The sequence below is a fragment of the Myroides sp. DF42-4-2 genome, assembly GCF_030326445.1.
Lineage (GTDB): Bacteria > Bacteroidota > Bacteroidia > Flavobacteriales > Flavobacteriaceae > Flavobacterium.
Genome location: NZ_JACAKI010000007.1, coordinates 33039 through 47642 on the forward strand (window position 1 = coordinate 33039; position 14604 = coordinate 47642).

Annotated in this window: 14 protein-coding genes; 10 read left to right on the top strand and 4 right to left on the bottom strand. The window is 36.8% G+C overall.

What is annotated here, in order from left to right; translation table 11 throughout:
- Nucleotides 1-247: 247 nt before the first annotated feature.
- The 6 genes from HX062_RS07095 to HX062_RS07120 all read left to right on the top strand — a co-directional run bounded on the left by HX062_RS07095 (nucleotide 248) and on the right by HX062_RS07120 (nucleotide 4338).
- A complete protein-coding gene (locus tag HX062_RS07095; RefSeq protein ID WP_182627564.1) occupies nucleotides 248-820 on the top strand; it encodes a Crp/Fnr family transcriptional regulator in 573 nt (190 codons plus the stop codon).
- A 371-nt stretch (nucleotides 821-1191) separates the two neighbouring features.
- On the top strand, nucleotides 1192-1812 hold the full coding sequence (locus tag HX062_RS07100) for a hypothetical protein (protein WP_286466925.1): 621 nt from the start codon (nucleotides 1192-1194) through the stop codon (nucleotides 1810-1812).
- 421 nt (nucleotides 1813-2233) lie between these two features.
- Entirely contained in the window at nucleotides 2234-2593 is a 360-nt protein-coding gene (locus tag HX062_RS07105; RefSeq protein ID WP_182627568.1) for a DUF2200 domain-containing protein, read from the top strand.
- Between the two features lie 47 nt (nucleotides 2594-2640).
- On the top strand, nucleotides 2641-3096 hold the full coding sequence (locus tag HX062_RS07110) for a DUF1801 domain-containing protein (protein WP_182627570.1): 456 nt from the start codon (nucleotides 2641-2643) through the stop codon (nucleotides 3094-3096).
- A 102-nt stretch (nucleotides 3097-3198) separates the two neighbouring features.
- A complete protein-coding gene (locus HX062_RS07115; protein WP_182627572.1) occupies nucleotides 3199-3780 on the top strand; it encodes a lipocalin family protein in 582 nt (193 codons plus the stop codon).
- Between the two features lie 84 nt (nucleotides 3781-3864).
- The gene (locus HX062_RS07120) at nucleotides 3865-4338 is read left to right on the top strand and encodes a GNAT family N-acetyltransferase (protein ID WP_286466927.1); all 474 of its coding nucleotides are present in this window, start codon (nucleotides 3865-3867) and stop codon (nucleotides 4336-4338) included.
- 46 nt (nucleotides 4339-4384) lie between these two features.
- Here the strand turns inward: HX062_RS07120 and HX062_RS07125 are convergent, their stop codons facing one another.
- Nucleotides 4385-4747, bottom strand: a complete 363-nt coding sequence (locus HX062_RS07125; protein WP_286466928.1) for a DUF6713 family protein — start codon at nucleotides 4745-4747, stop codon at nucleotides 4385-4387.
- A 676-nt stretch (nucleotides 4748-5423) separates the two neighbouring features.
- Nucleotides 5424-6851 carry an FAD-dependent oxidoreductase gene (locus tag HX062_RS07130; RefSeq protein ID WP_286466930.1) on the bottom strand — a complete coding sequence of 476 codons (1428 nt, stop codon included), beginning with the start codon at nucleotides 6849-6851 and terminating at the stop codon, nucleotides 5424-5426.
- 393 nt (nucleotides 6852-7244) lie between these two features.
- On the opposite strand from HX062_RS07130, the gene HX062_RS07135 reads away from it, so the two are divergent.
- From HX062_RS07135 to HX062_RS07145, 3 genes are all read left to right on the top strand, one after another.
- On the top strand, nucleotides 7245-7748 hold the full coding sequence (locus HX062_RS07135; protein WP_286466932.1) for a hypothetical protein: 504 nt from the start codon (nucleotides 7245-7247) through the stop codon (nucleotides 7746-7748).
- A gap of 885 nt (nucleotides 7749-8633) precedes the next feature.
- The gene (locus HX062_RS07140; protein WP_286466934.1) at nucleotides 8634-9344 is read left to right on the top strand and encodes a siderophore-interacting protein; all 711 of its coding nucleotides are present in this window, start codon (nucleotides 8634-8636) and stop codon (nucleotides 9342-9344) included.
- 161 nt (nucleotides 9345-9505) lie between these two features.
- Nucleotides 9506-9973, top strand: coding sequence for a YbaK/EbsC family protein (locus HX062_RS07145; protein ID WP_286466935.1), 468 nt, complete (start codon nucleotides 9506-9508; stop codon nucleotides 9971-9973).
- 187 nt (nucleotides 9974-10160) lie between these two features.
- On the opposite strand, the gene HX062_RS07150 is transcribed toward HX062_RS07145, so the two are convergent.
- Both HX062_RS07150 and HX062_RS07155 read right to left on the bottom strand, forming a co-directional pair.
- Complete coding sequence (locus HX062_RS07150) at nucleotides 10161-11327, bottom strand: immunity 26/phosphotriesterase HocA family protein (RefSeq protein WP_286466936.1); 1167 nt, start codon at nucleotides 11325-11327, stop codon at nucleotides 10161-10163.
- 191 nt (nucleotides 11328-11518) lie between these two features.
- On the bottom strand, nucleotides 11519-12961 hold the full coding sequence (locus tag HX062_RS07155) for a hypothetical protein (protein ID WP_286466937.1): 1443 nt from the start codon (nucleotides 12959-12961) through the stop codon (nucleotides 11519-11521).
- Between the two features lie 454 nt (nucleotides 12962-13415).
- Here HX062_RS07155 and HX062_RS07160 point away from each other — a divergent pair, with 454 nt between their 5' ends.
- Nucleotides 13416-14600, top strand: a complete 1185-nt coding sequence (locus tag HX062_RS07160) for an alkaline phosphatase family protein (protein WP_286466938.1) — start codon at nucleotides 13416-13418, stop codon at nucleotides 14598-14600.
- Nucleotides 14601-14604 lie beyond the last annotated feature (4 nt).

Consider the following 14604-nt stretch of genomic DNA (forward strand, 5'->3'; position numbering starts at 1 on the left):
GAAGGCTACTATGTGACGACCTATGTTAGAAGAAGATCTTCGTTTTTTTTTAAACGGAAAATGATCCGGTACTATGTCGTTAAGTTTAAAAAAATAAGATAGGGAGTAGCAACATAAAAACAGGCGAAAAGAAGGCGGAATGTTTCGTTCTATCAACAGTAGGCACTCCTTTTTTATTTCAACAATCAAAAAATAATGTAATTTAGTGGTGTCCACTTCCGGCAATTTCCCAACAAAAAGAACAATTATGTTTGAAAAATTTGAGCCTACTTCGCCTTTAATGCAAACCTTTATTGCTACTTACGGCCCCTATTTTAAGGCGGCGTCATATCCTGCTAAAACCATTGTATTAGAAGAAGGGCAGGTGGCAACTAGGGTGTTTTGGATTAAAAAAGGATGTATGCGCGTATGGTTGAATAGGGAAGGACAGGACGTCACTTTTCAGTTTTTCTTAGAAAATAGCTTGGTTTCGTCTATTGAGAGTTTTTGGAAAGGGCAACCCAGCACATTTACTTTAGAAACGATTGAGCCAACAGAAGTATGGGTAGCTGATAAAGAAGATATTCAACCCTTATTGGACAGTTCTTTAAATCATCCCGAATATAGGGATTTGTTTATAGATGTTATTTTTCAACGCACGTTTGACTATGTCAATCACAGCCTTTCTTTTATACAATTAACGCCAGAACAACGCTATCTCAAGTTATTTGAGACGCGGCCTGAATTAATCAAGCGCATACCTCAGCATTATATTGCCTCTTATCTCGGTATTTCCAAGGTACACTTAAGTCGCATAAAAAATAAACTATTCCGTTCCTAAAGAGGGTGAACTTTTAGTCCCCTTCTTTTTTAGCGTAAAAATCGTTTGTATAGGCTGATTTCACCTTGTTTTTTGGCAAGTGCACTTCAAAATTAGCGTTGTATTTCTTCTTGTTTGGGTGTTCCTAGAGGATACTTCTTTTGGAAATACAACTTATACCAGATAAAGTAACATACTTGCTTATTGTTCTAAGTCTTAGACTAGTTTCATTCTCGCTAATCGCATAGCTATTAGTATACCGTATACAAAAACACAACAACAGGTAACGAAAGATAAAAGCTGCTAAATAAAATATTGTAATAAACACAATAAACGTCCAAATAATTGAATTTTTTTATTAAATTTATACTTATTGGCTTACTATTATCCTCATGTTTACAGAAAAAGACAATCTATATTGGAAGACATTTAGCGACAGCATCAACGCCCAGTTTATGGAGCGAAAATATTGGTACTCTCCAAAGGCTATTCATTTATATAAGGGCTTTTCGGTCGTTTTTGACAATTATTTTTTTAGCAGTACGGTGGGAACAAGAAGTTATGAATCCCTGCTTACTCGGGTGTACTGTAAGTTTACTTATCCTCAATCGTTAAAGATTCGGATAGAAAAAGCGAGTTTTCTCAACCGTTTAGTCAATCTCTTCCATGGGAATTTATACCGAACTTTAGATCGGGAATTTGACCGCCAATACCACGTACACACAATGAATCCCAATACTTGTGTATTCTTGTTGCCTGAGATTAGGCGAAGTCTTCTAGATCTCAATATAGAAGGGTTATTTATTGATACACAAGATGGAATATGGGGGGAACAATTAACCGATAATGAGTATGAAGTAGCCATTTATGTCGAAGCGACTCAATTGAAACAGTCGGAATTAGTAGCACTAAAGGAGTTGTTTGAGGGTATCCTAGATGCTCTCTGCGATAAATTTCAAATCCGTACAGCGCTTACTTCCTTTGATCGACAGCAAACTGTGGCAAGCCTATAGAATTTTCAACCTGGGGGATGTATTTCTCCACAAACTAATGAGGCTCTCAAATAAGCCTCCACACAAAACCCCGTCTATGGAGACGGGGTTTTGTCATTTTATTTTTTTCGTATACCACGCATTGGCAGGGTTGTTTGCGTTTTACTGTATTTGTATCCCCAACAGACACTTCCTATTTACTTTTAACGGAAATGGGTTTACGTCTTCGTTTATACCTCAAATAAAGTACAAAAAACAATGTCCTCCTACTGCTTCTTATGTTTTATGTTAAAAAAAGGGAGTTTATTTATAAATCAAATAGAGAAGGTATTTATATATTGTTTTTACCTATATTAGGGTGTAGGAAAAGCGATGGTTAAAGGACGATTGTAGGGGGCTATTTCTCTGGGATTTACTTATTTTTTTGACCTAAAAAAAGCGAATGAAAGAAACAGAACAACACAATGATCGCATGGCTAGGCTTGTATTTGCCTCTGTATATCCGCATTACGTAACAAAAGTGGAAAGCAAAGGGCGCACAGTAACGGAGCTTCATCAAGTAATTGAATGGCTTACTGGTTTTAATCAAAAACAAGTAGAGCAACTCATTGCCGAGGGGGTTACTTTTGAAACCTTTTTCGATAGGGCAACACTCAATCCGAAAGCCCAAGCGATCAAAGGTGTCATTTGTGGATACAGGATTGAGGAAATTCAAAATCCACTGACAAAAAAGATCCGCTATCTCGATAAGTTAGTCGACGATTTGGCCAAAGGAAAAAAAATAGAAAAAATCATTCCGTAACATACAGTTATTATTTACAAATCAATCTATAACGCTTAGAATAAACGATGAAAGCAGAAGGAACTACCGTAGAAGAAATTTTAGAGCGCATACCTGCAGAACGAGCAGTGGCTTTTAGAAAATTACACCAAACCATTGTAGAACACCTACCCGAGGGCTTTGAAGCCGCAATAAGCTACGGTGGATTGGGCTATGTCGTTCCTCATCGGCTATATCCCCAGGGCTATCACTGCAAGCCTGTGGAACCCTTGCCTTTTGCTGGATTAGCCTCTCAGAAGAACTCGGTTAATTTTTACCATATGGGCATTTATTCAGATCCTGCTTTATTGGAGTGGTTTATCACTGAATATCCCAAACACAGCAAGCAAAAATTAGACATGGGGAAAAGTTGTATTCGATTCAAAAAACTAGAAGAGATTCCTTACGCACTCATAGGCGAACTAATGCAAAAAATGAGCGTACAGCAATGGATTGATCTGTATGAAAGCCAACGTAAGAAATAACAACCCACCCACATAATGAACTTAGTTGTATTATTTAAAATAAATCTAAATAATATAGTGCTTGTAGCTTCGATTATGTATCTTTGAAAGAAACACAAATTCATGAAAAAACAAACTTTATATCGAATTAGTATTGTATTTGCTTTACTTTTTGCATTTGTATCGTGTAATACGAAGGACATGCCAGAAAAGGCGAAAGCTGTTACAGATTTTGACGTTAATCGCTATTTGGGTACATGGTATGAAATTGCGCGTTTTGACTTTCGTTTTGAAAAGGATTTAGACAATACTTCAGCCCAATATAGCTTAGATGCAAACGGGGATGTACTCGTGTTGAATAGCGGTTTTCACACCAAAGAAAAAGAGTGGAAAAAGGCAGAAGGCAAGGCTAAGTTTCGAGGAGATAACACCCAAGGGGCGCTAAAAGTGAGCTTTTTTGGTCCGTTTTATTCGGGTTATACAATTGTTGCCTTAGATGCAGACTACAATTATGCATTAATTGCGGGAAAAAACCTAGACTATCTGTGGATTTTATCAAGAGAAAAGACGATTCCCACTGCTGTAAAAGAAGAGTATCTAGCTATTGCGCAAGAAATAGGGTATGATACGTCCCGTTTACTGTGGATTAATCACGATAAGGATAGTAATCCGTTTTTAAATGAGGGTGGTGGTTTAGCAAAGTAGTTTCTAAACCTTGAATGTCATCTATGGGCCACACGAATTGTGGGAAGTAAAAACCAAGTGAGTTTGGTCAAATTAATACTAAATATGATTAGAAAAGCTGATATACAAGATTTAACACAAGTCCAAGAATTATACGAAATGCTGTTTAGCTCAATGGCCGATTTAGAGCCAAACTATATGAAAGAAGCTAAACAAGACGAATCATTTATAAGAAGTGTTATTCTTGGAGAAAATGATTTCTCAATATTTGTAGCAGAAAAAGAGGGTCAAATCCAAGGATTTGCGATTGCTCAATTGCAAAATAGTCCACCCTACAATTGTTTTGTACAACAACGCTGTGTATACCTCATGGATTTAGTGGTTAACCCAAGAATTCAAGGCAAAGGCTTTGGTACTAAACTCATAGAAAGAGTTAAGGAATGGGGACAAGAAAATAAGGTTGACTATTTTGAACTTAACGTGCTATCCACAAATCAAAAGGCAATAGAATTATACAAACGAATGGGCCTAGAGCCATTTAGTCACTCCATGCGCATGCGTTTAAATCGTGCTGATTAGATTGTTTTCATGCTCAAAGTCTAATAAAAGTGTATAAAAAAGGCCATTAGCAACTGCTCATCCAAATTAATTGGAATAGTCCTGCCAATCCAGCGCCCACTATTAAAGACCAGGAGATCCAATCTTTAAATTCATTGTATTTGTGCTTGTAAAACAAAAGGTGAAGCCCGATGTGTAAAATACAGAACAGACTAAATCCTATGATAAAATTGTCTGGATTTTCACTTTGATTTAAATACCATAGCGCCCAAACAAAGAGGGGTAAATGTCCAAAAAGAAAAACAATATATCCTACTTTATCACCCAGAGAAGCTAGTCCGGGAAATATTCTCCATTCCTTGCAACGGACGGCGTCGATTTCGTGCATGATGATAAGGGAAAGCGCCAAGTAAAAAAAAATATAATCCATGATTTGGGGCAAATAGTATAATGTAAAAATTGCCTACAAAGATAGGTGGATTTGAAGTAGCTTCAGCTATGCAAACAAATAATGTACAGTATGCTCCTCAAGTAGTTCAATAATTTTCTTATCGTAAATCGTCTAGGTCCATCATAAAAAATAAGGCCTGCTTGCGCAGGCGTTTTCTTGAAAATAAAGAAGCCTTTCTTTATTTTCGTTCACCATTGAAAAAGAAAAAAGCAGGGCAACCTAAATAATGATCTACCTACAGCTAAAAAGAAAGAGGATGCCCACTAGGGACACCCTCCAATCTTCTATACGGCTACCTCATGCATTCTATTAAATGTATAGCTAATAGAGCAAGCTAATGAACGCAAACTAATGTCACTAGCACAATTACCTCACTTGTAGTATGGTAGCCCTATACAACCTTTATTTCTTCTATTCTCGTCAACCCATTCCCTTTGGAGGCACCCCAAGGTTTTATCGGAAGCGATTGTTATTGGTCTTTAAAATATAGAACGACAACGCATCAACAACATTTTTATTTGTAGATGAGATTTTGAATTGCAAAGTAAAGTTATATAATTAACTATATGATTTAATCATATTTATATAATTTTATTTATATGTACAGAATATATGTAATTACTGTTAAAAAATACAAACAAATATATATTCTTTATTAAGAAATATAGTTTACGAGTGTTCCTCTAGGTTGATTGCATTCTTTTAAAACAAGGGTAGAGTGGAGCAGCTGAGCAGCTTGAGCTGAGCCTTTAACTTTTGCAGCACTTCTCTCAAGCATCAGGGATTCAAATTCATGCAGTACACTAGTTTTTAGTCCTTTTTCTCTCCATGGGGTATGGGTACATCCTTTGACGATCAATCGCGCTAAGAGTAAGGCATCTAACAAGGCTTGGTTGGCTCCTTGTCCTTTAAAAGGGCTCATGGGATGGGCTGCATCACCAAGTAGTGTCACAGCATTCATTTCTTTCCAATTGGCAGGATCAACAACTTCCCGATCATATACGGGATAGCCTGAAATTAGGGCAGGTGCAGTAACTTTTACAATTGAAGGAATAGGATTGTGCCAGGGCGTTCTGCGACAAGCTTCTTCATACAATGCCTCTTTGCCTTGTGCTGCTAAGGCGATAGCTTCATTTTCGTCCATAGGGAAGCTCAGTTGCCACATAATGGAATCTGCCGTATATGGCATAATATAGATGCGTTCTTCTCCATTGGCTGTTTGAAAGACAGTGGCTGAATCGAGTAATTCACTTGTTGTTTCTTCTTGTATGGCAGCCAAAGGACAGATTCCCAAAATAACCATACACCCCAAATAGTGTAAAGGGGCTACTTCTTCGCCCAGGCTTAGTTTTCGAACGGTACTTCGAATCCCATCTGCTCCAACCAAAAGATTGGTTCGCTCTTTTTTGATGTGGCCATTCACTAGAAAAGTCAGTTCAATCTCCTCCGTATTCAGAGGCGTATAGTCGATCAACTGATGGCCCCATTCTACAGCTTGCTGTTGGCCCAATTGTTGGAACAATGCTGAGCGTAGCGATTGACGCGGGATGTGAAAATTACTTCTCTTTTTTGGAGTGGTTTGATTTTCCTGCTGCCATTTTCGAAGGCCCCATTCGCCAAGCACTTTACCATCGGTTTGATGAACTACGTGCTTGGTAGAAATAACTTGATCATCTAAAGATAAAAGTCCAAAGTCTTTCATTACTTTACCCGCTTGTTGTAAGGTCAGTCCATAGCCTTGAGCACGAGCATTCAGGTGTTGATCTCGTTCATAGAGGGTAAAGGGGATTCCGCGGTGTAAACAAGCAACGGCTAAGGCGATACCGCCAATGCCACCGCCGATAATAGCTAGATGAGGGTATTGTTCATCTGGAATAGGAGGGGAAGTAGCAGGCACAATACCAGACCCACCACACTTCGAACAAGGGGAGTAATGAACAATAGCTCTCTCCTCGGCTGCTACAGACAATTCCTTGCTGTACTTTGCTTTTTTTCGCCTTCCTTTGTTTTTCTTTCCTAGCCCATGACAGGCTTTACACGCCGTCCAATGTAGCTGTTCTTTGTCTCCTTTTTCTTTCTTCATTTTATTGATAGGTCTCAATCACCCAAACGAAGAAAACACAAGGCTGAACGATTGGGGAGCTATTTAGCCAACAAAGTTACAATAATCGACAGCTAATTTGTCCAAGGACGAGGTATTTTAAGTATAATTTAAAAAATAAAAAGGTGTACTTCTGCCACCTAGGTAGCATCATATAAAGGCCTTGACATAAGCAAAAAGTAGAGTGAATAGCACCTCTGTTTGTAGATATACTTTAGTATGCTAGCATTTTACAGCTGCAATTAAAAAGGTTGGTATATGGTGTAAATTTTAGTTTTATCTTTTTGTTTTTGTGTAATAATTATAAATATACCATTCTTTATGTGATTATAATGGTAATTGTATATTTTTATTTTCAATAAAAATTTAATTAAGATGATAAAAAAGATTTATTTAGTAGTAGCCATAGGGATTATGGCAGTAGGCACTCTAGCGTGTTCAGGTGACGACAACAATTCAAGACCTATCAATCCAAACTACCAAGAGACAATTCAAGGGACTTGGCAGAAGTCAAAGATCTTCTATTTAGACAAAAACAGGAAGGTAATTGGCCAAGTAGCAGCCCCAGATCATGAGGGTTGTGGTGTTGATAAACGAGTATATGCCAAAGGTTCTGTTACGAATATTTTTAGTTATAAAAACCATGCGGCCACTTGTGTGACGGAGCGTTTACAAGAAGAATTCGATATTGTTGGAAATAAGATTAACTATACCTATGCGGATGGTGATATGTTAGTGGTTTTTCAAGAAGAAATTATTTCTATGCAAGCAAAAAAAATGGTGGTATTAGATTTGAATATACAAACAGAAGCTGCCGTAGAAAAACAAGGCTGGCCAAAAGGAACAACCTTTATTCAATTTGAGTTAACAAAAAAATAAGCGAGTTGTAACCTCTATTTAAAAGAGGGTGTCCCAAAAGGTCACCCTCTTGTTTTTTTATAAAACAGTATTTTTTTCTTTGATTAAAAATTCTTGCAAATAAAGCGAATGTTAGACTCCCATCGTGGGGATTACTATTTTTTTACAATCGTTTTGTTCTATACACCTTCTACACGAATACGCTACAAAACTACATCTGTCGAAATTAACCTAAACTATCCTCTTTCGTGTTTTTCCATTAGATGGAAAAAAAAAGCACAAAAGGGTTTGTTTTTCCTTCAACAAACAACACAAACAGCTGTTATTCAGTTGTTTATTTGGTTTTGTTTTAGTTTTGTTCGGGTCTTCTTCGACAAACCTTCGTATTTACGGGGGTTTAACCCCGATTTACCGAAGCTGACTCGAAGCAGACTCGAACAAAACCCAACCATTTACCGATGTAGAGCAGGAAACTAAATACTTCTTTTTCGTCTAAATTCATCTAAAAACATAAAACTGTCTGATCGGGATAAAAAAAATCCCGTCTTTAAAAGTCGGGATCTTGTTTTTCGGCCTTTTTAGACAGCCTCTTTTTTTTTATGTGCTCTGCTGAGACTTTGTTTTGAATTAAGGCAGACAAAACAATAGGCAGTAGCAAAGTAAAGTATGGATAGTTAAAGATATTTAGGAGAAGCTTAGGGTGTAAAAATAGGATCTGCTTCTGAGAAATAATAGCGGTATATCACATTGCTGCAACACATAAAGGTAGGGCAGTAAATCCTCCTATTAACTCAACATAAAAACAGTGATTAGTCCAATACATCCATTAGTTTGGTCTTGGATAGGAGAGTACGCTGTTATTGCTTTGTATTTGTAAAAGAAAGAGCGAATAAACAACGTAATATTATGATTTCAACCCTACCAAAATGGGTAAGTAGTCTCTTTGGAAATGCACTACGTCCCAATATGAAAATTGTAGAAATAATCTATTTAAGTACAGCAATTAAGCAAATCCGATTTAAAGGAGACATCTCCAAATGGAATTTTCAAGCAGGCTATGCGAATGTTATTCGAATCAACGATACAGATTTTAGGAATTATTCCGTTGCAACATACAATATAGAGGAGTCTACCTTTGACATGATTTTTACGCTTCACGGCAACGGTGTAGGCAGTGATCTTATTGCTTCTTTGCAAGTTGGAGATGAACTATTTATCTCATTACCTCGTGGCAAAAGACTCTATGAATCTTTTGTTGAACAACAGCTGTTTTTTGGCGATGAAACCTCTTTGGGATTGGCGTGTTTCTTACTTCCTCTTTTTAAAGAAAACAAGCAGCGCTTTCATTTTTACTTTGAATTAAACGCTTCTAATGAAGAAGTACCACAGCGCTTGGGATTAGAAAACTTTACGATTGTGCCAAAAAATAATGCATGTAAAGAGCCTACATGGATGGAGAGCCTGTCATTATTTGAAGATCCGAGTTGGGTAAACGCCAATTTTATTCTCACTGGTAATGTTAATAGCGTACAACAAATAAGAAAAACCCTAAAAGCGAAGAAGGGGGGAAAAATCTGTTTTCAAGGTTATTGGTTAGAAGGAAAGAAGGGGTTATAAACTTTGTTTTCATGTAATGGGTGTATCGCTAAGCGTATCGATCTCAGCGCTTATTATTGAAATAAAAAGGATTATTGGGCTTGCGGAGAAAACAAGTCTTCACCATTAAAACTTGTCAATTGCATTATAATTCATATTTTTAAAAACCAAGATTACGTATTATGAACCATTTAAAAGTAAAAGACTATCTAAAAAGCAAGGGTTTTGAAGATCGTTTTATTGAATTTGAACAAAGTACAGCTACTGTGGGTGAAGCTGCAATTGCGATTGGTTGTGAAGGTGACCAAATAGCAAAGAGTATAACACTTTATGCCCCAGAAGAGGGAACTGCTATTCTTGTTGTTGCTTCAGGAAATAGTAAGATTGATAATAAAGCTTTTAAAGACACTTTTGGTGTCAAAGCCAAGATGCTTAAATACGAAGATGTAGAAGAACTAGTAGGTCATCGAGTAGGGGGAGTCTGCCCTTTTAAGGTAAAAGAGTCAACCAAAATCTACTTAGATAAATCTTTACAAAAGCATCAAGTGCTCTATCCAGCAGGTGGTAGTGCTAATACCGTAGTTCGACTAAAACAAGAAGAACTGCTTGACTTATGTGATTTTATTGATTGGGTATCGGTAACAAAATAGATCCAGATTTTGGTTTGCTATAAAATTGCAAACACAACCACTTAGCCACATTAGAAGCTTAGTAGTACAGCTAATGCTTATTTTGAGTTCAATCAAGATAAAATGTACTTCAATAGTTTTGATTCTCGTTCCGCGTTTATAAGGCTAATTTTTATAGCGATTTACTTTATATTATATATTTTAAGTATTAGTTTTCAGTCAGTTGTAAATTTTCCATATAAGTTTTATCCCCATCTAAGCCAAAAGCCTTAAATATTTCTCTTTTTATAGCAAGGTTGGCTGGATTTCTTAGGTCAAATCGGGTGTTGTAGAATGCAGCTTTGCTCTGCCAGTACGGAAGATTCGATTTTGTCTTGATACATTCCACAAGGCTATCAGTATCCAAACCAAAGCCAGCATCTTCTTTGCGATACGGATTTTCTTCATAGCCCAAATAAAGGCTGTCATCTTCATGTAGGAGATAGCGGTCAAACACTTGTATATCTAGAGTGCGAAACAACATCCCATATTGTAAGTAGACCATAGAAGGGGAGTCACTGCTGATGCTTTTACTATAAGAAATGAGCATGTCATATTCTTGTGGTTGCAAGGGAAGATGACCAATTATGGGATTTTCTCCATAATAAAAATGGTTGTCCATGATGATTTGAGAAGGTAGCGCAGGTGTTTGAGCAAGTGCTTGTAAATCTACGTTTTGGGTATCGCTTATTTTGTGGTATACTTTGACAAGAAGGCATTTTCCCATGAGATTGGTCAACCCAAAGTGTTCGTTTCGCTTTATTTTATTGGTTTTAATCTGCTTTTGAACATCGAGGAGGATACGTCCAAATCCCCATTGGTTTCTTCCTGTCTTGAAAGCAAAAAAGTCGCCCTCAGCATACTTACAGTGTTGTCGCTGGGCTTGGCTAAATTGCGTAATCGCCTCTAACTCTTGAGGGGTAGTAGCGGCTATCCATTGATCTAACCACAACGGCAGGTCTTCTAGCTTATGATTGGGCAATTGTTCACTGTAAAACGAGGTCTGTGTGGTATAATTCGACAGCGTTAGGTATTCATTCCAAAAGGAAAAATAAACACCAATCCCCTTAAAAGATTGAGAAGCAGTAAAATTGAGTTTTTTACTCTTGCCCTTGCCCGTTTTAGGTAAGAGTATACTTCTGTTCTCTGCTGTTTTTTCACAGAGGCTGCGCTCAGTATAGCCTTGTTCGCCCACGCTTATTTCTTTGCGTATCGTGTCTCCCTCAAAGTAATAGTATTTGTTAAACAAGGATACGCGTTCCCAATGGGCCTCAACCAGTTCAAGCCCTAAATAGGCACGTTGTTCATTCGAAAGTTCAAATTCTGGAGTAGTCATTCTTTTTCGTGCTAATTTTTATTTTCGTGCATTTTTCGTAAAAATAACGATAAATAAAAACTATACCTAGGATTAATTGAAAATGACCAATTTAGTGAACAACACCTACCAAGACGGAGGAAATGAAAGTTAGATGACTAGCTGTTCTTTTTCGGATGGTGAAGATTAGGGTATTAGAAGAATACAATCCATTAGTCTACTTTGTACTGGATGATTTTCTTTGTGTCAAAAAAATGGAGTGCTTTCATTTGTTGCACAAGTGTTTCCATTCCCTGTTCATTGATGACATATAAAATAATAATAGGTCTATTCAAATGATCGTAAAAACTTAGAAGTGTATGATTGGTTAAATCACTAGCCGTTATCTTTGATAATTGCGGAAATAATTCTTTTATAGCATTCAGTGTTTCTTGATGATTTTTGTCAATAATAATCAATTGTGTTTGAGGGCTACTTTGTAGGGACTCCAAATTTTGTGGAGCTAAAATGGGGGAGGATAAACTGCTGTGCGTCAGTTGAAAATATTTCCCAAAAGCTTGTCTTATTTCTGTTCGTTCTATATTAGTTTCGGCATCATTGTAAATGGAAACTCGATTGAGAAGAACGCTATAATCTGTTCGCATATCGGGAAATTTTGCGGCAAATAAAGCAATAGCATGATCAATAAAAGGTTGATCTATCGGCTGTTGTTTGGCGAAGTATTCCTCAACAGATGGGTAAAGTTCCTTTGCAAATCCATCGATGTATTCGTTGTTGTACCAATCTTTTGTAAGTAAGCTACCACTGATGTTTTTATGTACCCACCCATTTCCTATGGCTGTAGCTAAGGCTTCATCAAAAAAGTTATAGGCATACTGCTTGTATGGAGAGGTATTTGCTTCGAACCACTGATCGAGTTGCTGCTGAAATTCTGGCGTTTGCTCATTAAATAGCACATGACACATTTCGTGAAAAACAACGCCCATTCGTTCGACACCTCGGGTATCATTCGTCAAAACACCAATACAAAGACTATTGGCATGTGGGGTAGCGGTTGAAATTCCCTTTTGTCCAGGAATGGGGTAAAGACTCACGAGGAAAGGAATATCTGCCGTCCATGTGGAACGATAAAAATGTCGAATTTTATTAAATATTTCCGATGCTTGTGGAACGTATGTTTCTAATTTTTTTCGTTGTTCCATTATATTTTCCTCATAATCATCCCAGATTAAAACATCGTAATACGTTTCTGCTTGTTTAAGAAGCGTGACCAATTTCTGCTGTTCACTATGAGGTAAAATCCCAATCGACCTCTGTTTAAAATCGTCTATCGTATGGGCATTGACTAAAGCGATAATGAGTAAATCCTGGGTTGAACGAAATGATTTTCTATTTGCTGGATACCCCTCCAATTGATAGTGGTGATTCAGTTTTAAATTTTGAAAATCAATACAAAGCTGTCGAAAACTGCTGTCCTTTGCGATGTTTGGTACAATATACTCTCTTAAATTAGGGGAAACTCCCTGCTGAGTGGTCATTGTTTCCAAGAAATTATATACACAATAGGGCTTGCTTACTTTGAACTGCATGATTTCTTGTGCAATTGAAAACTGAGCAAAAGCCAATAGGCAAAATAAGAATAGTCGTTTTCTCATGTGTTTTTTTGAAGGGATATTTTGGGATGTAAATTGGAAATTTTAATGCTTTAACAATAGCATTAAAGTTTCGATATAAATCAAATATAGAAAAAATAAACATCAAAAAATAAACTGCATTTTGAATGTTGTCAAATAAATTAATACAAGGTAAAGTGTTATTATTTATTAATTCGACACTATTCACTTTTGTTGAAGATGATGTAGATCGCAGCCGATGTATTGGCTCGGAGTCCAATCTTATCGCGGAGTAAGTTAAGGTAAAGCGAAAGTTATCTTAGTTAATGTTGGGGTGATATTGCCATGGTGATTAGTTAAATGATAGATAATGTTTAGTTAAAGTGTTTGGAGTGTAATGTATCTACTTTTGGATAAAAATAAATCAAAACAAATGAACAATTTTTATTTCAAACAGCTTATAGTCTGTTTTGCTTTGCTTTTGACTGGACAAATTATGGCAAAAGAAACACCTACAAAAAAGGTGGTATTTATTATTGTAGATGGAATAGCATACGATATGCTTGCTAAAACAGCTACTCCTTCTCTGGATAAGATAGCGGAAAAAGGAAGTTTACTACCTGCTTATATAGGCGGAGGAAAAGACACCTATACTCAGACTCCTACAATATCTGCAGTAGGATACAATAGTTTGCTAACAGGGACTTGGGTAAATAAACACAATGTGCCAGATAATAATATTGATGCTCCAAACTATAACTATCCCACGCTATTTCAACTTGTAAAACAACTGCAACCTACCTTAAAAACAGCTGTTTTTTCTACTTGGTTAGACAATCGAACTAAGTTAATAGGTGAAGGTTTAGAAGAAACAAATAAAGTGGAAGTAGATTATGCTTTTGATGGTTTTGAAATAGACAAACAACGATATCCCCACGACAATAATAGCGAGTATATTAAAGAGATAGATGGTGCAATTGCGAATCGTGCTGCTGAATATATTTTAAAACACGGACCAGATCTGTCATGGGTGTATTTGCAATACACTGACGATATGGGGCATCGCTATGGAGATGGAGCGCAATTGTACAATGCAATTACCTATGAAGATGCATTAATTGGAAAAATATATGAATCAGTAGTACAAAGAGAAAAAGAGTTCAATGAAGATTGGTTGTTTGTGGTGACTACGGATCATGGACGTACAGCAAGTGATGGAAAAGGACATGGAGGGCAATCGGATAGAGAGCGCAGTATTTGGATCTTATCTAATCAGAAAGATTGGAAAAATAAGACCACAAATTTTACGCCTTCTATTGTTGATATTGCACCTTCAGTCATCGATTATTTGGGATTAAAAGCTCCGATAGAAGTGGAAAGAGAGTGGGACGGTAATTCTATGTTTGATGCAGTGAAAATTGCCAACCTAAAGGGTGATATTAAGCGAAATAACTTAACCTTAACTTGGGAAGCAAGCCAATTGGATGGCGAAGAAACAGCCGAAATTTGGGGAGCCTCTTCAAATAATAAAAAGCAAGGAGGAGAAGATACTTTTGTTTTATTAGGAAAAGTAAACCTAAAGGATAAAAAGTGGACAAAAAAGTTAAAAAATCACTCAGGAGAATTCTATAAGGTTTACTTGAAATCTTCAGTAGGTCAGTTGAATACTTGGATAATGTAATTGC

What these genes read in the sequence shown, in the direction of transcription:
- HX062_RS07145 (WP_286466935.1), top strand. Translation starts at nt 9,506, where the DNA reads ATGAACCATTTAAAAGTAAAAGACTATCTAAAAAGCAAGGGTTTTGAA.
- HX062_RS07095 (WP_182627564.1), top strand. Translation starts at nt 248, where the DNA reads ATGTTTGAAAAATTTGAGCCTACTTCGCCTTTAATGCAAACCTTTATT.
- HX062_RS07120 (WP_286466927.1), top strand. Translation starts at nt 3,865, where the DNA reads ATGATTAGAAAAGCTGATATACAAGATTTAACACAAGTCCAAGAATTA.
- HX062_RS07130 (WP_286466930.1), bottom strand. Translation starts at nt 6,851, where the DNA reads ATGAAGAAAGAAAAAGGAGACAAAGAACAGCTACATTGGACGGCGTGT.
- HX062_RS07160 (WP_286466938.1), top strand. Translation starts at nt 13,416, where the DNA reads ATGGCAAAAGAAACACCTACAAAAAAGGTGGTATTTATTATTGTAGAT.
- HX062_RS07135 (WP_286466932.1), top strand. Translation starts at nt 7,245, where the DNA reads ATGATAAAAAAGATTTATTTAGTAGTAGCCATAGGGATTATGGCAGTA.
- HX062_RS07155 (WP_286466937.1), bottom strand. Translation starts at nt 12,961, where the DNA reads ATGAGAAAACGACTATTCTTATTTTGCCTATTGGCTTTTGCTCAGTTT.
- HX062_RS07105 (WP_182627568.1), top strand. Translation starts at nt 2,234, where the DNA reads ATGAAAGAAACAGAACAACACAATGATCGCATGGCTAGGCTTGTATTT.
- HX062_RS07125 (WP_286466928.1), bottom strand. Translation starts at nt 4,747, where the DNA reads ATGGATTATATTTTTTTTTACTTGGCGCTTTCCCTTATCATCATGCAC.
- HX062_RS07110 (WP_182627570.1), top strand. Translation starts at nt 2,641, where the DNA reads ATGAAAGCAGAAGGAACTACCGTAGAAGAAATTTTAGAGCGCATACCT.
- HX062_RS07140 (WP_286466934.1), top strand. Translation starts at nt 8,634, where the DNA reads ATGATTTCAACCCTACCAAAATGGGTAAGTAGTCTCTTTGGAAATGCA.
- HX062_RS07150 (WP_286466936.1), bottom strand. Translation starts at nt 11,327, where the DNA reads ATGACTACTCCAGAATTTGAACTTTCGAATGAACAACGTGCCTATTTA.
- HX062_RS07100 (WP_286466925.1), top strand. Translation starts at nt 1,192, where the DNA reads ATGTTTACAGAAAAAGACAATCTATATTGGAAGACATTTAGCGACAGC.
- HX062_RS07115 (WP_182627572.1), top strand. Translation starts at nt 3,199, where the DNA reads ATGAAAAAACAAACTTTATATCGAATTAGTATTGTATTTGCTTTACTT.